Source organism: Delftia lacustris, assembly GCF_040267515.1.
Taxonomy (GTDB): Bacteria; Pseudomonadota; Gammaproteobacteria; order Burkholderiales; family Burkholderiaceae_C; genus Comamonas; species Comamonas tsuruhatensis.
This window is the reverse complement of the sequence record NZ_CP141274.1, coordinates 3238747-3258180: the sequence shown is the minus strand read 5'-3', so window position 1 is coordinate 3258180 and position 19434 is coordinate 3238747. Positions and strand designations below refer to the sequence as shown.

The following is a 19434-nucleotide window of genomic DNA, read 5'->3' as shown; positions in this document are numbered from 1 at the left end:
CATGGCCACCTACGTCAACGACCGCCGAGCCATACACGAAGGCCGCAATCCGGCCATGATTCCTGGCCCGATCAACCCCGTCTTTCCCAAGCCCCAGGGACCACCGGTTCCCATCCTCAACATGGCCCATGGCCCGGGCCTGAAGAACGGCACGGCCACGCTCAAGATCGATGGGCACCCCGTGGCCGTTGCCGGCAGCCGCTTCGAGTCCATACCCGCCACGCCCGACAAGCTCGGTGGTATCGCGGGCGTGCGTTCTGGCGTTGTCGGCGGCGCGGCCGAGCCCACCAGCTACAGCAGCGATACCAAGTTCGAGAGCCGGGGCAGCGTGCGGTCCTTCGACACGACCAAAAGCAACGCCATGGTCATCAATCCTGGCTGGGCCATGCGCCTTGCCATGAAGGCGCTGCCCGGGCCGTATGACCAATTGGCGCAGAAGGTGATCGAAAAGCTGCCGGGCGCCTTCTCCAGCCAGCTGTCGGCCCTTGGAGAAAGCCTGACCGATCCCAGCGCGCTGATCGGACCCGCCCTCAAGCTCGTGGGCAAGCTCATTCCCGGCGTCAACCTCGTCGTCGGAGGGGCCGCCATGGCCCAGGCGGCCGAGCAAGTCGCCGAACTCGCCCAGGAAATCCAGGAGCTGCTGACACCGCCGCTGACCGACGAAAAAATCGACCAGATCGCCGAAGTGATCGCCGATGGCGTGGCCGCCATCACCATCGGCTTTGTCCTGGGCAAGATCGCCCAGCGCGCCAAATCGCGCCGCAACCCCGTGGCAAAGCGCGCGGACAACAGCGTCAATCCCAACACGCAGGGCAACATCATCGATAACGCCTCCAAGGGAAGCATTGCCACGCCACCGACCTGCGAGCTGGGCACATGCCATCCCGTGATCTTTGCCACAGGCACCAAGATCCTGCGCGACACGGATTTCGAATTGCCCGGCCCCATGGCCCTAACCTGGCAGCGGTACTACCGCTCCAGCGACCGCCGCCCCGGCTGGCTCGGATGGGGATGGAGCACGCCCCTGTCCACCGAACTGGTGCTGGTCCACGATGCGGTGCACTACTACGACGCCCGCGGGCGCCGCATACAGCTGCCCGTGATTGCCGCCGGGACCAGCCACTTCGACCCGCGCGAAAAAATCACCGTCACCCACCACCAGCAAGGAGGCTGGAGCGTTGAAAGCGCCGATGGCACCCGGCACCTGTTCGCCCCCCCGGCCACCGGTCAATGGCGTCTGCCACTGGTGCACCTGGTGGACCGCAATGGCAACACCATCAGCCTCCACTACCCGGCCTACACCGCCACAGGCATCGATGGCCGCGCGCCCCGCCCGCTGGGACTGACCGACAGCGCTGGCCGCAAGCTGCGCTTCACCTGGAGTGAAGACCAGGGACCCTCCGGCCCGCTCCTGCAGGAGATCCACCTGGAATCCCGTGTGATCGACGGCGTGGAACAGGTCGGCGGCCTGCTGGCACGCTATGCCTATGGAACGGATGGCAACGTCCCGGATGACGCCCACGCCAACCTCCAGTCCGCCACGGATGCCATGGGCGGCGTGGCGCACTATCGCTATCGCCAGCACCTGATGGTGGCCTACAGCAGCCGCACCGGCTTCACCTACCACCAGGAATGGAGCCGGCTTGACGCGGGCGGCCGCGTCGTGCGGACCTGGACCGACGAGCCCGGCACGCTGGACACCCGCTTCGACTACGACCTGGGCCGCCGCACCACCCATGTCACCGACGCCCTGGGCCGGCGCAGCAGTTACGAATACAACGCCCGGCATGAGGTCATCGCCATCGTCGAACCCGGGCCGGATGGCCAGCCCGTCCGATCCGAGACGCGCATGGACGCCGCCGGCAACCCGCAACAGGCGCGGGACGCCATGGGCCGCATCACCCGCTGGCAATTCGACGGCCAGGGCAACCTGCTGGCCGTCACGGACGCATCAGGTGCCACCACCCGCCTCAAATACAACCAGCTCAACCTGCCCGAAGAAGTCACCGACGCGCTGGGCCATGTCTGGCGGCAGGCCTACGACGCCCAGGGTAACCTGGTCGAGCGCCTGGACCCGCTTGGCCACGCCACGCGCTGGAAATACGACACGCGCGGCCTGCCCGTCGCCATAGAAGACGCGCTGGGCAAAACCCGCCATCTGCAGTGGGACGAAGCCGGACAGCTCGTGGCCTACACCGACTGCTCGGGCCAGGTCACGCGATATGCGTGGGACATCCTGGGCAACCTCGTGGCCTCCACCGACGCCCTGGGCCAGACCACCCGCTACCTTCACGACGCGCTTGGACGCCTGCGCCGGATGTGGGGCGCCGATGGTTCCGAACATCACTATGCCCACGACCCCCAGAGCAACCTGCTTTCCTACACCGACCCGCAAGGCGCCATCACCCGCTACACCTACAACGGCCTGGACCAGCCCGTGGAGCGCCGCGATGCGCTGGGCGGCACGCTGCGCTACCGCTATGACGCCGTGGGCAGGCTCATCGCCCTGCAGAACGAAAACGGCGCCGTCACCAGCTTCACCTACGACGCCGCAGACAACCTGATCGAGGAAACCGGTTTTGACGGCCGCATACAGCGCTACCGCTACAACGCCGCCAGCGAACTGACCGAAATGCACGAGCGCGATGCCCACCAGCCCCCGGACACGCCCTACGATCCACGGCCCGACGCAGCCCTGCCCAAGCGCACGCTGTTTCGCAGGGATGTGCTGGGCCGCCTTGTCGCCAAGATCCACGTGGGCAGCGACGCAGCAGGGGATGGAGACGGAGGAACCACCACCTATGGCTACGACCTGCTGGGCCGCATGCTGCATGCCAGCAACCCCGATGCGCACGTGCGCTTCGCCTACGACGCTCTATCGCGGCTTGTGCAAGAGACCCAGACACACATGGCACCGGGCTCGGACGAGCAGGCCCTGGCGACCTACAGCTATCGTCACGCCTACGACGCTCTGAGCAACCGTACGGACTGCTGGCTGCCCGGGGGCCGCCACCTCCAATGGCTCTACTACGGCTCGGGCCACCTGCACCAGATCCTCGCCGACGGCCAGGTGCTCAGCGACATCGAACGCGACGCCCTGCACCAGGAAATCGAACGCACCCAGGGCACGCTGACCAGCCGCTATGGCTGGGACCCCATGGGCCGCCTCACCTCCCACAAGGTCAGCCAGCAAGGCGCACTCCAGGGTCAGCCCGGCAGGCCTTCACCCCAGGCCCTGTGGGACCGTGACACCCCCCTGCCCTCCGGCCAGCGCATCGCCCGCCTGTACCAGTACGACCCCACAGGCAACCTCGTCGCCACGCGCGACGGCCTGCGCGGCGACAGCCAGTACCGCTACGACGCCCTGGGCCGCATCCTCGCCGCCCAGAAAAATGCTGCCGGCGGATCGCCCACCTCGGGCCGGAACCTGGAAACCTTCGCATTCGACCCCGCAGGCAACCTGCTCAACCCCAACCGTGGTGGAGACCTCAGCAGCGGCGGCACCAGCAACGAACGCGAACAGGTGCCCACCAACCGGCTCGCCGTCTACCAGGACCTGCGTTTCCAGTACGACCTGCACGGCAACATCGTGGAACGCCGCATCGGCTGGCACACCGTGCAGCGCTTTCGCTACAGCGCCGAGCACCAGATGCTCGAATCCACGGTCACGCGCTACCACGACAGGCCCGAACCGAAGATCGCCGGATCGAACACGCAGCCAGAGCCTGCCGCCACCGTCCAGACCACGCGCTACCGCTACGACGCGCTGGGCCGGCGCATCGACAAGCATGATGCCTTCGGGCGCACCACCTTCCTCTACGACGGCGACCTGCTCGCCGGGGAAATCCGTGGCTCACGCCTGAGCGAATACCTCTACGAGCCCGACAGCTTCGTGCCCCTGGCCAAGCTGGAATCGGAATGGAAGAGCGAGGAAAACCGCAACGCACAGGCAGAAGCGGGCCAATCCAGCTTTGCCACCTACTACTACCACTGCGACCAGATCGGCGCCCCCCAGGAGCTCACCGACGAAGCCGGCCGCATCGTCTGGGCCGCCAGCTACAAGGTCTGGGGCCAGACCCAGCAGCTGCAGTACCTGCGCACCGGCACGGACGATGCGGCGGTGTTCCCCCACGACCAGCGCCCGCTGGCCCTGGCCGCCCAGGGTGAGGTACAAAGCCTGGCGCTGGTGGAACAACCGCTACGGTTCCAGGGACAGTACTTTGACGGCGAGACGGGGCTGCACTACAACCGGTTCAGGTACTACGATCCTGTGGTGGGGAGGTTTGTGCATCAGGATCCGATTGGGCTGGAGGGGGGAGAAAATTTATATCACTATGGAGCGAATCCTTTGGATTGGATTGATCCTGAAGGACTCAGTACTCACCGTAATCGAATGAATAAGAAAGTGGGGCAGCATACAAGTCATCAAACTCACCACATGATCCCCAAAGAGGTTTTCAAGAAATTCCCTATACTAAATTGTATAGACAAAGATCATTTGGATAATTTAATTAATCTTCCAACAGAAAGAGGGCGCTACAAAGGACAAAAAGGAAAGTACTTTGGAAGATCAACGCATAATACAAACCATACGCTATATTCTCTAGCAATCGAGGATTCCGTTATGAGAGTAGCTCAAAAAGCAGGAAGCTGCCCCAAAAAGCTCTCACAAATGCTTGGAGAGATGCAAAGAACCATAAGAAAGGAACTAAGAAAAGGAACGCCTATAATGAACAAAGAGGGAGCTAGCTTCTCTCAATGGGATAAAATCTTACGAAACTCTGGATTCTAACATGATTGATATAAATTCATTTCCTGCAAAAGTTGTTGAAGTTCTAAATTATGTAAAGCAAGGTTCCATTATGGAGCGAGAGTACATCCCCAATGGAGATGATAAAAATGTTGCTACAGATATAAAAAAAATATTGGCCGAGTATCTTGATCAAGATATCAGTCCACCACATTTCCCATTGGTTGAAATAACTCAGGATGCCTCCTCAGAAATTCCGTACCCAATGGATGAGCCACTTCGAACGTTAAGGCGTTCTTTAATAGAATTTGCTGAGCAAGAAAATTTTTATAAACTTATCGCTCCAAGAATATTGGCGATTAAAGAATTCAGCAAAGATCAAGCCGAGCTTATAGCCGATGCAATCAGCAATGATCTGCTTCTTTGTGCATCATCGAGATTATTAATGACTGAGTCGCATCCATATTTCGAAAACATGTTCAGCATATATAAAAGACAAGGTTTTCCCTACGGTTGGTTAGGCCAAGAAGACTGGAAATCAGGAGAATTTCTTATTTTTTCCAGGCCAACCACCTGATGTGGTGCTAGCATCTCTAGGATAATCTATATCCAGATAGCACTGCTGACTTCAATAATATTAGTCAACTAGGCAACGCATAAATGAAAGCTCAAGATCCATTGGTTATGAACGACTTGGCTTATTACTAGCTATGGCTGGAACCCAATAGGCCGCCTTACCTCCCATAAGGTCAGCCCGGCAGGCCTTCACCCCAGGCCCTCTGGGACCGGGATACTCCCCTGCCCTCCGGCCAGCGCATCGCCCGCCTTTACCAGTACGACCCCACAGGCAACCTCGTCGCCACGCGCGACGGCCTGCGCGGCGACAGCCAGTACCGTTACGACGCCCTGGGCCGCATCCTTGCCGCCCAGAAAAATGCTGCCGGCGGATCGCCTACCTCGGGCCGGAACCTGGAAACCTTCGCGTTCGACACCGCAGGCAACCTGCTCAACCCCAACCGTGATGGAGACCTCAGCAGCGGCGGCACCAGCAACGAACGCGAACAGGTGCCCACCAACCGGCTCACCGTCTACCAGGACCTGCGCTTCCATTACGACCTGCACGGCAACATCGTGGAGCGCCGCATCGGCTGGCACACCGTGCAGCGCTTTCGCTACAGCGCCGAGCACCAGATGCTCGAATCCACGGTCACGCGCTACCACGACAAGCCCGAACCGAAGATCGCCGGCTCGAACGCGCAGCCAGAGCCTGCCGCCACCGTCCAGACCACGCGCTACCGCTACGACGCGCTCGGCCGGCGCATCGACAAGCACGATGCCTTCGGGCGCACCACCTTCCTCTACGACGGCGACCTGCTCGCCGGGGAAATCCGTGGCTCACGCCTGAGCGAATACCTCTACGAGCCCGACAGCTTCGTGCCCCTGGCCAAGCTGGAGTCGGAATGGAGGAACGAGGAAAACCGCAACGCACAGGCAGAAGCGGGCCAATCCAGCTTTGCCACCTACTACTACCACTGCGACCAGATCGGCGCCCCCCAGGAACTCACCGACGAAGCCGGCCGCATCGTCTGGGCCGCCAGCTACAAGGTCTGGGGCCAGACCCAGCAGCTGCAGCACCTGCGCACCGGCACGGACGATGCGGCGGTGTTCCCCCACGACCAGCGCCCGCTGGCCCTGGCCGCCCAGGGTGAGGTACAAAGCCTTGCGCTGGTGGAGCAACCGCTACGGTTCCAGGGACAGTACTTTGACGGCGAGACGGGGCTGCACTACAACCGGTTCAGGTACTACGATCCTGTGGTGGGAAGGTTTGTGCATCAGGATCCGATTGGGTTGTTTGGTGGTGAAAATTTCTATTTATATGGGGTCAATCCAATTGAATGGATTGATCCTGCTGGTCTATCAACCCATCGAAATAGAATGGATCGGGTAGCAGGTAAATCTCCAGATCATCAAACACATCACAAAGTACCACAAGATATTTTTAACAAAAGACCTATTCTCAACTGCATAGACAGACACGCTTTAGAGAATCTTATCAATTTACCCAAGAAAACAGGGCAATTTGGAGGAGAGAAGGGAAAATGGTTTGGAAAATCCACCCACAATACTAATCACAATGACTATTCCGACGCCATATTATCTGCAATAGATAGAGAAATAGCATCATCGGGCGGATGTCCCAAGCAACTCTCAAAAAGAGTAAATGAAATGCAGGATTTCTTACACAAAGAGTTAAAAAAAGGAACGCCAATAATGAAAAGTGAAGGATCTACATTCAAACTTTGGGACGATCTCTTGAAAAAAGGAGGATTCTAATGACGACCATAACTGACTTTCCGGCAGATGTGCAGGAGATTTTAATTTTCATGAGGGATAATAAATTTCTCAGAACTATATATAAAGGCAGTGATAAAAATACAGAGATTGTCACAAATATACATAGAGCCTTAGAAATATATACAGATCAGGATATCAAAAAACCCTATTATTTTTTACAAGATATATTTTCCTCCGCACAAAAGAAAATTGAAATCCCGCCTCCACCCAATTATTTGGAAAAATTTGCAATACATCGAGATTCGGAAAATTATTACGAAAAAATAATAAATAACAACAAACATCTTATTATTGAATTAGGTATAGATGACGATGATTATGAATTTCTAATGAATATATTTTATGAAGATTTGGTGTTTTGCGCAAAATCCAGATTATTCTCCGAGGAAAAAATAGATTTCTTTGAAAGAGTATTTAAAATATATAAGTCATCGGGATTTCCTTGTGGTTGGAAAGGCAGTAGCAATCCGAACAAAGGTAGTTTTGTGGTTTATTCCAAGAATTAGACTCTTGGCCAATTGAAAATTGATTCGCAAAAAACTGTTATCAAACGATCATCACCCGTGAAATTTAATTTCATTTGGTTGAAATCACGGAAAACTAGATTTTGCAGAACTCCTCTCAAGAAGCCTGTGCGTACGTAGGCTACCGACAGCCACGACGCACTGGGCCGGCGAATCGACAAGCACGATGCCTTCGGGCGCCCCCCTCCTCTACGCCGGCGACCTGCTCGCCGGGGAAATCCGTGGCTCACGAAAGACCATGGATGCTTGAAGAGTATATGCAATCAGTGGAAGAGCTAAAGGATTTTGATTTTGATAAATATGTCGAAGACATGGCGTTATCTCATAAAGCCGTGAAACCAAAATTACCATCAACATAAGAAATATGATGAATACCGAAAGATTGCTATCCTTCCTAGGTCATACTTCGACAAGTGATGATTTTGAGTCATTTCTTCTCGAGAATGACATAAAAAAGATGCCAAAGGGAGATTCAACAACAAGAATAAAAACCAAAGACAAATTGATTTCCATGGAATTTGACCCCACAGATTCATACAAGGAAAAATATCTTTCCCCACCTATTGGGGATGGCTGGTTCACTTTTGAATCATTCGATATCAATAAAGGCTTTGAAAAAGAAAATCCATTCAACCTCGCTTTTGCAATGGACAAATCACAGGTTGAAGAAAAATTGGGAAAATCAGTCAGCAAGAATCAGGAAGACCTTGTCCAAGCGTATCAAAAGGACAACCACATAATTATCATATTCTATAAAAACAAGTGGAAAGGCATAGAAACCATAAGAATAAGAAAGATTAACAAATTCGACGCAAAGAATCTCAACCTTAAATAGAATCTCATATTCTATGGATGGAAAAATTCTCGTTTCATTCATTGGAAAATCTCCCAATGATCCTTCTTTCGATGCTTGGCTTCAGGAGCATCGAATCTTTGAACGACCTCATCTTGCAGAGCAAGACGAAGAATACGAAGAGGATACTGAAGCAGCAGCTATAAATGCAAGAAATAGCTAGATTGAAGAAAACGAGAAGCATAGCATTGCGTTGATCTATGAAAATCAAGACAACTATAATCGAATCTTTAAAGATAACTCCATCCATATGGACGGCGATTTTATTCTCAAACAGGTAGCTTTCTATGCTCAAGGAGTATCTAGCTATCATGGTTTTCAGGGGACTCTAACTTTTGGCCTTGTTTTTTCAGATACCCAAACCTTAGTACATCAAAAACTAAGCAAACCCATTGCCTCCAGGTTTATTCATAACCTATCCGCCGATCTTTGGGCAACCCCAGATTGACACATAAATATAAGCTACGTGCATCTCACTGGAACCATTGCCATAATTCATATCCGCAGACCTAGTATGCCGCCTGCGCTTATACCAGGACCTGCACTTTGAATACGACGTGCGCGGCAACGTCACCCGCCGCACCCGCGGCAACCAAAAGACCGGCACCCAGGAAGTGCTGGACCTAACTTGGAACGCAGACCACCAGCTCGTCGAATCGAACACCACGCGCCACGGCGTCACCCAGGCCACCCGCTACGCCTACGACCCCACGGGCCGATGTGTCGCCAAAAGCGATGCCTTCTGCAGTACCCACTACCTTTGGGATGGCGACCTCATGGTGCACAGCCAGCGAGGTACAAGACAGGCGCTCTATATTTACGAGCCGGGGAGCTTTGTACCGCTGGCCACCATTCAGGGAGCGGGCGAGGAACACAGCACCTACTGGTACCAGTGCGACCAGATCGGCGCGCCACTGGATCACCGCCGAACATGGCCAAGGGGCCTGGGCCGCACCACGGCCTACTCTTGAGCTACTGGTCGTGGCATCTCACTGTGGGACTGAACATCTTAAGAATCAGAGCCGATTGCCTGACTTTCTTTTCTGCCACACGATTCCCTTTGCAAAAGGCAAATGTATTATTGAAGCCCATACAGTTGGATACATAGCCCCTACATTATGACAATCGATTACCCAGATATAAGCATTATTTTAATATAATATCTATTTGGAGAAATATGTCTGAATGTTGAAACATCAGCAACGGTGCCAGAAAGCATAGAAGACCTGGCATGCACGGGATTTTCCAGAGAGGGAGATCCGCATGATCATGAATTATTCGAGAAATACTATTCCATAGTTAATAGAAACCAGGGAATCAACTTCAAGATATACACGCTCAAAGGGAAAATATGGGGCAGCGGCCTTGATTTCCATGGATTCAGGTTATCCACCATCCTTAAGATGATCAATAAGCCAGCCAACATGAGATTGTTCCTTGACAGCAAAAACTCCGATGGCGCACTCATCATTAATGATCTATGCGTTTGTAGATTTTCATACCACAAGGAAAACCCTCTAGCTCTTACATTTGAAACCAATGCCGCAATAATCGATGATATAAAAAACAGAAAAATCTCCACCAAGACTGTTGAAAATGACTTCGCTGAAATATCTGCAGTACTGGCGAGAAGGAGTAACAGGAAGCTTAGAAAAATAAAACAAATATTGGTAGCCACGGGTCATATATTGAAATAATTACCACCAATAATCCTTCAATCTTTATTTAACATCCAGACATGGCAGCTGCCCACTCATATGAATACACCCCAAAATCTTCACACACTCAACCTGGAGACCGCAGAGAAATCCATCCGCTTGCTGGCGACCGCATTCTTTCACCAAGATCTGAAAACCCTTGAAGCCCACTTCGGTATCGGCCCACTGCAAATGGATGAGGCTTTTGAAGCATTGGAAAATTATCTCGGCAAAGACGATTTCACCTCGTTTTCACCTCCTCCAATAGGTAGCCAGATCATTCTGGAAGAAGATGAAATTTGTGCCAACAATGAAAATTCTTCAATCAGGGTCTATCGATTGAATTACGGAGGCTGGGGCTACGAGATGGATGTTTTCATGCAAGACAAGAGGTGCGATCTGACCATGCGTGGCGAGCTGTCTGGAGATTTCGGCAAGAATCCGCACGGCGTCAAATTTCATCTGTTTGAAGTCATGTGATTTTTGTCCCGACCATGCACACCATCCCCGAACTCGCCAGCCCCCAATCCTGGAAATCCACCCCTGCCCTCCCGCCGCGCAGAGATTGCCCAAGCCATTCTGGAGGGGCTGCCGCGCGGCTTCGAGTTCGCCAAACCATTCGTCTCTACAGAACCTGCTGAGGGCGCAACATGGGAGGTTCCCTGCTTTTACGATGCGCAGCATGAGACCACGCTGACCCTGGTCCTGGGCGGCGATTTCACCTACGGGGCAAGGGCGCAGCGGCTGGATAAGCTGCGCGATTCGATCCCTGCGGAGGACTGGTCCTTGATTGCGCCGGTGGTCCATGCAGCGCAGGAGGCCGATCCCGTGCATGTTGCCCGCATTTCTGATGGGCCGCTTTCCTACGTTCGAGTGGGTGATTGAAGAGCATGTGGAGCTGTGCGATGGGCTGGAGCGGCCTGATTTCTCCAGCGAGGACGGGCCGTTTCCCGCCTATGTCACGCAAGAGGAAGCGCAGCGCTTTTTGGCCGCCACGGGCTATCGCCTGCCTTGGGACCATGAGTGGGAGTACGTTGCGAAGGCAGGCACGGAGCGGCTGTATGTGTGCGGGGACGCAGTTCCCCAGCGCGATCTGTCCGGTGATGTGTGCCTGGCGCAGTTTGGCGATGGGCAGCTCAACCGCGCGGCCTCCAATCCCTGGGGAATGGCGGCGTTGGCCGTGGCCACGTTCACCCGGCTGCAGGCCAGCCCGCACGAGTGGCGCATCCGTGGCGGTGCGGCGGCGTTCTATCCGTTTCAGCATCCCATGCAGCAGGCCATGCTGCTGACGGAGCTTCAGCTGCCGCTGGCCAACATGCCCGGCCAGATGGCGGGTCTGCGTCTGTGCCTAGATGTGCCAGCCATATAAGGGCATATAGGGCCATATGGGCCATATGGGGGAAATCCGTGCACAGCCGTTGTTGTGGCGCTCCTGGCACAACAATGTTCTGGTGGCGTCATTTTTCGGCTTTAGGATGGCGGGCCATGCGCAATTCCCACTCCCTTTGGACGGCGGCAGCCCTGGGCCTGGCAGCCTGTCTCGGCACCAGCCCGGCCCATGCAGCCCGGCCCATGATCACGGATGATGCCCGCATCGTCGATGCCAAGTCCTGCCAGCTGGAAAGCTGGGTCAAGTCCAAGAAGGACAGCACGGAGTTCTGGGCCCAGCCGGCCTGCAATTTCACGGGCAATCTGGAGCTGACGCTGGGCGCGGCACGCACGCGAGAGGACGGCAGCAGCCGGACCACGGATGTGGTGATCCAGGGCAAGACCCTGTTCAAGGAACTGCAGCCCAATGGCTGGGGCTGGGGCCTGGCCGTGGGCAATGCCCGGCATCCGAATGACGAGGGCCAGGGCCGGGGAGACCTGTACGCCTATGTGCCCGTCACGTTCTCGCTGCGCGATGACCGGCTGTTCTTCCACACCAACGTGGGCTGGCTGCGCACGGCGCAGACGCATCGCAACCTCATGACCTGGGGCCTGGCCACCGAGGCCCAATTGAGCCAGAGCACCTGGCTGATTGCCGAGACATTCGGCCAGAACCAGGGCAAGCCCTTCTACCAGATGGGCCTGCGCTACTGGCTGGTTCCCAATCATGTGCAGGTCGATGCCACCTACGGCAACCGCGCGGGCAGCAGCACGCAGGAGCGGTGGTTTTCCATCGGCTTGCGGCTGCTGTCGTCACCGTTCCTGCCCTGAGCCCTGCCTGGTGGCTGGCGTCGCGCCCGTATGCCTGCAGGCCCGGACGCCATGGAAACCGGTGCCCCGCACCGGCCGGTGCGGGGCGGTGCGGGCCGTGCAGGACCGCAGTGCCTATTTGTTGGGCTTGGCTGCAGGGCCGGCCGGGATGGCGGCGACGCCATCAGGCTTGACGTAGGTGACCGAGGTCACGTAGTGCACGCCGTCGTATTTTTCTGCACCGTTCGGGCCGGTGCGCTCACCGCCGCTGCGCTCGTCGTGCGTGGCTTCGGCCACGTAGGTGCCCTTCCAGGGCATGTCGAACTGCACCAAGCCCTGCTCGTCGGCATGGGCTTCCTTGCTCCAGCCCGATTGCACGGTCAGCACGACCTTGGCCTTGGGCAGGGGCTGGCCCTTGTAGATGACCTTGAATTCGCCGGCCTTGCCCGAGGGCACCACATCCAGCGTGAGGCGCGGGGCCTGGGCGGCAAAGCCGGTGATCAGGCGCGCGGCCGGGTGGTACCAGTTGCGCAGTTCCTGCTCGCCCTTCTTGCTGGTGTACAGCGGGTAGCCGGCATCCTCGGCCACGATGCTGTCGCCCTGGCCGGCCTTGAAGGGCAGCGCAAAGCCGGTGCCGGTCTTGCGGCCATCGGCCGCCCTCTCGCCCTGGGCAGACACCAGGGTGGCCACGGGCTTGCCGAACTTGTCGAGCAGGCCCGGCGATGTCTCGCGCAGGTTGTCGCCGAATTCGCCAAAGCGGATCACGGCGGTTTCGCCGGCCGGCTGCTCCAGCCAGATCTGGTGGGCCTGGCTGGCGCCGCTGGCGGCCAGGAGTGCGGAGACAAGAATCCAGTGTTTCTTCATTGCAGCTTCCTCAAAGGACAAAAAAACAGCCATCGGCGCCATAACGGGCCGACGGCATGAACGTGTTGGGAGTGGGGTGCGGCCGCATGTCGCCGCATCGATTATTGAATGCGAATGGTTTGCATTCTATGCGCATTGCACACCACCCCGGCGCAGTTCACCAGGTGGCTGCAATGGGGTCCGGCCCAGCGCTCAGGCGGCATCCTCGATGCGCACCGGCTCGCCCGTGAAGGCCAGCGCCTCGGCGGCCTGCTCCCAGGGGCGCCTGTCGTGCGCCCTGGCCGGGCGCAGCACAAAGCCCTCGCCTTCCGCATGCGTGGTGCTGTCGGCGGGCGGCAGCGGCAGGCCCATGCGCTCATGCGCCTGGGCCACCAGGGTGCGGGCGTAGATTTCAGCAGCCATGCTGCGCAGGCGCGGCTTGTAGACCTTGCCCACGTTGGTGGTGGGCAGCGCATCGATGATGCGCACATAGCGCGGGCGCGCAGGCGCTTCGTCCACGCCGGCTGCGGCAAAGGCCAGCAGTTCGGTCTCATCGGCCTGGGCGCCGGGGTGGAGCGCGACAAAGGCCACAGGCACCTCGCCCGCATAGGCATCGGGCGCGCCCACGGCGGCGCAGGCCTTGACGGCGGGATGGCGCTCCAGCGCCTGCTCTATCACCTGCGGATCGATGTTGTGGCCGCTGCGGATGATCACGTCCTTGGAACGCCCGCGCAGCCGCAGCAGGCCATCGTCGCCGACCGAGCCCAGGTCGCCCGTGATCAGCCAGCCGTCATCGGTGAGGTAGCTGGACGGCTCGATGCCGGCCAGGTAGCCGGAAAACAGATTGGGCGACTGGAACACCACCATGCCGGTTTCGCCGGCCGCCGCTTCCTGGTCCGATGGCCTGCCGTCAGGCCCCATGCGGCGCACGGCAAGGCGCGCAAACGGCAGGCGCAGGCCCACATGGCCCGCTGCCGCGTGCAGGCCAGGCGGCGTGATGGTGGAGATGCCCGTCATCTCGGTCATGCCCAGGCTCTCGTGCACATGGAAGCCGCTGTGCGCCTTGAAGCGCGCCGCCACCTCCGGCGACAGCGGCGCGGCGCCCGTGCGGAAGTAGCGGATGGAGGACACATCGGCCCCCAGCAGCGGCACCTCCACCAGCGCGGCCAGCACCGTGGGCACGGCCGACATCAGCGTGGGCTTCCACTGTGCCGCCATGCGCCAGAAGCCGGCAATCACGGCCTTGTTGCGAAACAGCCCCGTGGTCGGAATGATGACGTGGGCCCCGGCCGAAAAGCAGGCCAGCGAGCCCGGCAGCACGCCCGCCACATGGAACAGCGGGTAGCCGTTGATGGTGCGGTCGGCCGTGTTCAGGCCCTGCATCTGCACGCTGGCCCAGGCGGTGTAGACCTGGGCGCCATGCGTTTGCACGGCGATCTTGGGCGCACCCGTGGTGCCCCCGGTATGAAAGTAGGCCGCCACGTCGCCGGCCTGGGGCTGGCGCCCGCTCACCAACCGGTCGGAGGGCTGGGCGGCCAGGGCGGCGTTCAGATCGCTGGCGGGCCAGCGCTGTCCATCCCCCTGGGGAACCCGGCCTTCATGCGAGACCCAGAGCACATGCGCCAGGTCCGCATCCAGCGCCGTGACTTTCTCGCGGATGCCGGCATCGTCCTCGTCCGCCCAGGCGATCAGAAAGCGCGCGCCCGTGGTCCGCATCAGGGCAGAGATCTTCTCGGCACTCAGCAAAGGATTGATGGGCTGCACGATGCCCGCCGCCTCGCCGCCCCACAGCGCAAAGTGGTACTCCATGCAGCCGGGCAGCAGGATGGCCACCGTGTCGCTGGCGCCCATGCCCAGCGCATGCAGGGCGTTGGCCGTCTGGTGGATCCGGCCCAGCAGTTCGGCATAGCTCAGGTGCCGGGCGTCATCCACGCTGCCGGCCTGGGGCAGAAAGCTCAGCGCCCTGCCCTGGCCGTGCTCACGCGCGGAGTTGCAAAACAGGTCGTAGACCGTTTGCGCCGTGATCAGCCCGGCCATGGACTGGCTTTCGATGGCCTCCACATCGGCCAGGGAACGCACGGCCCGCAGGGGGCGGAACATGGATTGCGCAGGAATAGGACTCATGGCCATGGGCTCACTCCGCGCCCAGGCCGTTGGTGCGCACCACCTCGCCCCAGCGCGTGTAGTCGCTGCGGATCAGGCCCTCGGTGTCCTGGGGGTTGAGGTAGGCGGCCGTCACGCCGATCTTCTCGAAACGGTCGCGCACCTCGTCGGTGGCCAGCAGCTGGCGCGAGGTGGCGCTGAGCTTGTCGATGATGGCGCGCGGCGTGTCCCTGGGTGCCACCAGGCCGCCCCAGGACGATGCCTCATAGCCGCCAAAGCCCTGCTCGGCCATGGTCTGCACGCCGTCCAGCGCCTTCACGCGCTGCGGCGTGCCCACCGCCAGCGCCTTCAGCCGGCCGCTGCGGATATGGGGCAGCGCAGACACCATGTCCGCATAGATCACCGGCACCACGCCGCCCAGCGTGTCGTTCATGGCGGGCGCGCTGCCCTTGTAGGCCACGTGCTGCATGGTGTGCAGCCTGGCGGATTTCATCAGCTCCATGCTCAGGTGGCCCGAGCTGCCCGCGCCGGAGCTGGTGTAGTCCAGCGTGGCGGGCTGCGCCTTGGCGTACTGGAACAGCAATTTGAGGTCCGTCACCTTAGGCAAGGACTGCGCATTGACCGCAATCACATTGGGCAAGTCATAGATCTTGGTGACCGGGGCGAAATCCGTGGCCGGGTGGAACTTGACGTTCTTGAAGAAATGCGGCGCCATGATGGTGGGCGTGACCATCATCATCAGCGTATAGCCGTCAGGCGCTGCCGTACGGAACTGGCCTGCCGCCACCGCGCCCGATGCGCCGGGCTTGTTCTCTATCACCACGGGCTGGCCCAGCTGGCGCGCCAGCGCCTCGGCGTAGACGCGCGCCGCACCATCGGTGGGTCCGCCCGGCGGGAAGGGAACGACCAGGCGAATCGGCCTGTCGGGCCAGGCCCCGGTATCGGTATTGGCCTGCGCCGCGCCGCACAGCGATGCGAACGCAGCCACGCCGATGGCTCCCAGCGCCATGCCCTTGGCCAGCGCCTGTCTTTTTGTGATGCCTGCCATCTTGTCTCCTTGAATGTTTATGTGTTCTGGCTGGCCCATTCTGCCCAGCGCACCCTCTTTGACAATGGCGGCGGCGGTTGACATCATGTCAAACAATATTGACACCCCCTTGGACTGCAGCGCATGGATCTCCTGGCATTCAACATCCTTGTCCAGATCATCGAACACGGAAACCTGAGCCAGGCGGCAAAGTTCTTGAACATGTCGCGGGCCAACGTGAGCTACCACCTGGCCCGGCTGGAGAAGTCCCTGGGCGCATCGCTGCTGCGCAGAACGCCCCAGGGCGTGGAGGCCACCGAGGTCGGCCAGCGCATCTACCGCCATGCGCGCAACATCCTCAACGAGACCGAACTGGTGCGCGAACTGGCCCAAAGCAGCACGGACGACATCTCGGGAAAGATCGGCCTGAGCGTGCCCACCGGCTACGGCCACCTGGTCATGGCGCCGTGGCTGATCGAGTTCAAGCGCGCCCATCCGCAGGTGGTGCTGGACATCCGCCTGGAAAACTTCATAGACAACCTGCTCAAGGACAGCGTGGACATCGCCATCCGCGTCATGTCCGACCCGCCACCCATGCTGGTGGCGCGCGACATGGGGCCGGTGCGCTACAGCCTGTGCGCCTCCAGCGACTGGCTGCACAGCCACCGCCTGCCGGAGACCCCGTCCGAGCTGTCGCGCACGCCGCTCATCACATCGGGCGGAGAAAGCGGCAAGGTGCGCCTGCAGATTGCGCGGAACGGCCAGCCACTGGAGGAGCTGGACATCACGCCCACGCTGATGTCGCGCAGCTACCCTTTCCTGTGCGACTGCATCACCGGTGGCCTGGGCGTGGGGCTGGTGCCCGACTACATGGTGCGCCGCCAGGTGGAAGATGGCCGCGTCGTGCTGGCCATGCAGGACTACGAATTCAGCATCAACCAGGGCCGCATGTTCATGCTGTACATGCCCAACCGCTTCCAGTCCGGCGCCGCCCGGGCCTTGATCGACTTTCTGAGCGACAGGATGGGCCTTGCGCGCATCATCCGGCCGGGTGACTTGCCCGACGGCACAGGCGTTGCGACCGCCGGAATGACGCTGGAACAAAGTTTGTAGACGACTGGTCGGTTTTTGCGTTAGACTTCGATCCCATGAAGAAACCCGCACAGGAAACACGCCAGCACATCCTTGATGTGGCCAAGGCGTTGATGACCCAGAAAGGCTACACGGCCGTCGGCCTGGCCGAGGTCGTCGCGGCCGCGGGCGTGCCCAAGGGCTCCTTCTACTACTACTTCAAGTCCAAGGAAGAGTTCGGCCAGGCCCTGCTGCAGGAGTACTTCGACGAGTACCTGGCCAAGATCGATGCGCTCATGGAGACGCCCGATCCGGCCATCTCCAGGCTGATGACCTACTTCCGCCATTGGACACAGAAACAATGCTCGGCCCATGCAGGAGGCCAGTGCCTCGTGGTCAAGCTGGGTCCCGAGGTCTGCGACCTGTCCGACGACATGCGCTCGGTGCTGCGCACCGGCACCGACGCCATCATCACCCGCCTGACCGACTGCGTGCGCGCAGGCCAGGCCGACGGCTCCATCACCTCCACCATGGATGCCCCCACGCTGGCCGAATCGCTGTACCAGCTGTGGCTGGGTGCCTCCCTGCTGTCCAAGCTGGGCCGGCATGAGGAGCCCTTTGCCGCAGCCCTTGTTTCCACGAAGCGGCTGCTGGGCTGAGCAGGCCTGGCCGCCGCTTTTTATTTGTCTTGTTTGTAGACGACTGGTCAACTTCAAACCTCTCACCCTTCGCCCATCCCTCCTCCTTTTTGTTCAACCACCACCACTGCACACCATGACCGACCACAGCCTTCACACCGATCTGTTCTCTCCCACCCAACTGGGCGGCCTGTCGCTCGCCAACCGCTTCGTCATGGCCCCGCTGACCCGCAGCCGCGCCGGTGACGACGGCGTGCCCACCGAACTGCACGCCACCTACTACGCCCAGCGTGCCAGCGCAGGCCTGTTGATCAGCGAAGCCGTCAACATCTCGGCCCAGGGCCGCGGCTACAACCTGACCCCCGGCATCTGGACCGAGGAGCAGGTCGCCGGCTGGAAGAAGGTCACCGACGCCGTACATGCGGCCGGCGGCAAGATCGTGGCCCAGCTGTGGCACGTGGGCCGCTACTCGCACGTAGACCTGCAGCCCGGTGGCGTGGCCCCTGTCGCCCCCTCTGCCATCAAGGCCGAAGGCGTCACCTTCACGCCCAACGGCGTAGCCGAGGTGTCCATGCCCCGCGCCCTGGAAACCAGCGAAATCCCCGGCATCGTCGAGCAATACCGCCATGCGGCCGAATGCGCCAAGCGTGCAGGCTTTGACGGCGTGGAAGTGCACTCGGCCAACGGCTACCTGCTCGACCAGTTCCTGCGCGACTCCACCAACCACCGCAGCGACGCCTACGGCGGCAGCATCGAAAACCGCGCCCGCCTGACGCTGGAAGTCACCGACACCGTGGCCAAGGTCTGGGGCGCCGACCGCGTGGGCATCCGCCTGTCGCCCGTCACGCCCAACGCCGGCAACACACCGCTGGACAGCGACGTGATGGCCCTCTACGGCCACCTCATCCCCCAGCTCAACCGCTTCGGCCTGGCCTACCTGCACGTCGTGGAAGGCGCCACCGGCGGCTCGCGCGAACTGCCGCCCGGCGTGGACCTGGACGCGCTGCGCAAGCTCTTTGACGGCGCCTACATGGGCAACAACGGCTATGACCTGGAACTGGCCATGGACCGCCGCGCCAAGGGCTTGGTCGATACCGTGGCCATCGGCCGCCCCTTCATCGCCAACCCCGATCTGGTGGCCCGCCTGCGCCATGGCAAGGAACTGGCCGTGGCCCCGCACGAGGCCTACTACGGCGGCGGCGCCCAGGGCTACATCGACTGGCCTGCATTGGCGTAACTCCCCCTGAGCGGCTTACGCCGCTTCCCCCGTTGCACGGCGCCCTCTCTCGCTTCGCGGGAGGGGGCGTCCGGGCAGCCGGCGACACCCTCGGTGCCGGGCGGCGCTGCCGGCGTAGGCCCTTCCTCGGTGTCCCTTGCCTTGGGCTGCACCAGTTT

17 protein-coding genes and 1 pseudogene are annotated in these 19434 nt (G+C 59.7%); 15 read left to right on the top strand and 3 right to left on the bottom strand.

What is annotated here, in order from left to right; all coding sequences use genetic code 11:
- Position 1 precedes the first annotated feature (1 nt).
- The 12 genes and pseudogenes from U6958_RS16355 (at position 2) to U6958_RS16300 (ending at position 12378) form a co-directional block, all read left to right on the top strand.
- A complete protein-coding gene (locus U6958_RS16355; RefSeq protein WP_083393646.1) occupies positions 2–4792 on the top strand; it encodes an RHS repeat-associated core domain-containing protein in 4791 nt (1596 codons plus the stop codon).
- A 1-nt stretch (position 4793) separates the two neighbouring features.
- Complete coding sequence (locus U6958_RS16350; RefSeq protein WP_143044627.1) at positions 4794–5327, top strand: hypothetical protein; 534 nt, start codon at positions 4794–4796, stop codon at positions 5325–5327.
- Positions 5328–6271: 944 nt separating this feature from the next.
- A pseudogene (locus U6958_RS33340) lies at positions 6272–6665 on the top strand (RHS repeat-associated core domain-containing protein); the annotation flags it as partial.
- A 20-nt stretch (positions 6666–6685) separates the two neighbouring features.
- A complete protein-coding gene (locus U6958_RS33335) occupies positions 6686–7084 on the top strand; it encodes an AHH domain-containing protein (protein WP_404997206.1) in 399 nt (132 codons plus the stop codon).
- Positions 7084–7611 carry a hypothetical protein gene (locus U6958_RS16335; protein ID WP_143044629.1) on the top strand — a complete coding sequence of 176 codons (528 nt, stop codon included), beginning with the start codon at positions 7084–7086 and terminating at the stop codon, positions 7609–7611. The genes U6958_RS33335 and U6958_RS16335 overlap by 1 nt, the downstream gene beginning before the upstream one ends.
- Positions 7612–7993: 382 nt before the next feature.
- Complete coding sequence (locus tag U6958_RS16330; protein ID WP_012205697.1) at positions 7994–8464, top strand: hypothetical protein; 471 nt, start codon at positions 7994–7996, stop codon at positions 8462–8464.
- A gap of 211 nt (positions 8465–8675) precedes the next feature.
- Complete coding sequence (locus U6958_RS16325; protein ID WP_143044630.1) at positions 8676–8930, top strand: hypothetical protein; 255 nt, start codon at positions 8676–8678, stop codon at positions 8928–8930.
- A gap of 109 nt (positions 8931–9039) precedes the next feature.
- Positions 9040–9453 (top strand): hypothetical protein, encoded by a 414-nt coding sequence (locus tag U6958_RS16320; protein WP_074923213.1) that lies wholly within the window; start codon positions 9040–9042, stop codon positions 9451–9453.
- A 234-nt stretch (positions 9454–9687) separates the two neighbouring features.
- Positions 9688–10179: a hypothetical protein gene (locus U6958_RS16315; protein WP_143044631.1), complete on the top strand. Its 492-nt coding sequence runs from the start codon at positions 9688–9690 to the stop codon at positions 10177–10179.
- A gap of 60 nt (positions 10180–10239) precedes the next feature.
- A complete protein-coding gene (locus U6958_RS16310; RefSeq protein WP_074923214.1) occupies positions 10240–10659 on the top strand; it encodes a hypothetical protein in 420 nt (139 codons plus the stop codon).
- A 352-nt stretch (positions 10660–11011) separates the two neighbouring features.
- Positions 11012–11548, top strand: coding sequence for a hypothetical protein (locus U6958_RS16305; RefSeq protein ID WP_244160526.1), 537 nt, complete (start codon positions 11012–11014; stop codon positions 11546–11548).
- 116 nt (positions 11549–11664) lie between these two features.
- Positions 11665–12378 (top strand): hypothetical protein, encoded by a 714-nt coding sequence (locus tag U6958_RS16300; protein WP_047327284.1) that lies wholly within the window; start codon positions 11665–11667, stop codon positions 12376–12378.
- A 114-nt stretch (positions 12379–12492) separates the two neighbouring features.
- Here the strand turns inward: U6958_RS16300 and U6958_RS16295 are convergent, their stop codons facing one another.
- The 3 genes from U6958_RS16295 to U6958_RS16285 form a co-directional block, all read right to left on the bottom strand.
- A complete protein-coding gene (locus U6958_RS16295) occupies positions 12493–13221 on the bottom strand; it encodes a DUF4198 domain-containing protein (protein ID WP_046987806.1) in 729 nt (242 codons plus the stop codon).
- Positions 13222–13413: 192 nt separating this feature from the next.
- Positions 13414–15330 (bottom strand): AMP-binding protein, encoded by a 1917-nt coding sequence (locus U6958_RS16290; RefSeq protein ID WP_074923215.1) that lies wholly within the window; start codon positions 15328–15330, stop codon positions 13414–13416.
- Between the two features lie 4 nt (positions 15331–15334).
- Positions 15335–16351 (bottom strand): tripartite tricarboxylate transporter substrate binding protein, encoded by a 1017-nt coding sequence (locus U6958_RS16285; protein ID WP_046239091.1) that lies wholly within the window; start codon positions 16349–16351, stop codon positions 15335–15337.
- A gap of 123 nt (positions 16352–16474) precedes the next feature.
- Between U6958_RS16285 and U6958_RS16280 the strand changes: the two genes are divergently transcribed.
- The 3 genes from U6958_RS16280 (at position 16475) to U6958_RS16270 (ending at position 19276) form a co-directional block, all read left to right on the top strand.
- Complete coding sequence (locus U6958_RS16280) at positions 16475–17443, top strand: LysR family transcriptional regulator (protein WP_143044632.1); 969 nt, start codon at positions 16475–16477, stop codon at positions 17441–17443.
- A 35-nt stretch (positions 17444–17478) separates the two neighbouring features.
- Positions 17479–18060: a TetR/AcrR family transcriptional regulator gene (locus U6958_RS16275; protein ID WP_016447017.1), complete on the top strand. Its 582-nt coding sequence runs from the start codon at positions 17479–17481 to the stop codon at positions 18058–18060.
- A 115-nt stretch (positions 18061–18175) separates the two neighbouring features.
- Positions 18176–19276 carry an alkene reductase gene (locus tag U6958_RS16270; protein WP_046239090.1) on the top strand — a complete coding sequence of 367 codons (1101 nt, stop codon included), beginning with the start codon at positions 18176–18178 and terminating at the stop codon, positions 19274–19276.
- Positions 19277–19434: the final 158 nt, after the last annotated feature.

Coding starts and splice junctions, on each gene's coding strand:
- U6958_RS16355 (WP_083393646.1), top strand. CDS start 2: ATGGCCACCTACGTCAACGACCGCCGAGCCATACACGAAGGCCGCAAT.
- U6958_RS16350 (WP_143044627.1), top strand. CDS start 4,794: ATGATTGATATAAATTCATTTCCTGCAAAAGTTGTTGAAGTTCTAAAT.
- U6958_RS33335 (WP_404997206.1), top strand. CDS start 6,686: ATGGATCGGGTAGCAGGTAAATCTCCAGATCATCAAACACATCACAAA.
- U6958_RS16335 (WP_143044629.1), top strand. CDS start 7,084: ATGACGACCATAACTGACTTTCCGGCAGATGTGCAGGAGATTTTAATT.
- U6958_RS16330 (WP_012205697.1), top strand. CDS start 7,994: ATGATGAATACCGAAAGATTGCTATCCTTCCTAGGTCATACTTCGACA.
- U6958_RS16310 (WP_074923214.1), top strand. CDS start 10,240: ATGAATACACCCCAAAATCTTCACACACTCAACCTGGAGACCGCAGAG.
- U6958_RS16305 (WP_244160526.1), top strand. CDS start 11,012: ATGTTGCCCGCATTTCTGATGGGCCGCTTTCCTACGTTCGAGTGGGTG.
- U6958_RS16300 (WP_047327284.1), top strand. CDS start 11,665: ATGCGCAATTCCCACTCCCTTTGGACGGCGGCAGCCCTGGGCCTGGCA.
- U6958_RS16295 (WP_046987806.1), bottom strand. CDS start 13,221: ATGAAGAAACACTGGATTCTTGTCTCCGCACTCCTGGCCGCCAGCGGC.
- U6958_RS16290 (WP_074923215.1), bottom strand. CDS start 15,330: ATGGCCATGAGTCCTATTCCTGCGCAATCCATGTTCCGCCCCCTGCGG.
- U6958_RS16285 (WP_046239091.1), bottom strand. CDS start 16,351: ATGGCAGGCATCACAAAAAGACAGGCGCTGGCCAAGGGCATGGCGCTG.
- U6958_RS16280 (WP_143044632.1), top strand. CDS start 16,475: ATGGATCTCCTGGCATTCAACATCCTTGTCCAGATCATCGAACACGGA.
- U6958_RS16275 (WP_016447017.1), top strand. CDS start 17,479: ATGAAGAAACCCGCACAGGAAACACGCCAGCACATCCTTGATGTGGCC.
- U6958_RS16270 (WP_046239090.1), top strand. CDS start 18,176: ATGACCGACCACAGCCTTCACACCGATCTGTTCTCTCCCACCCAACTG.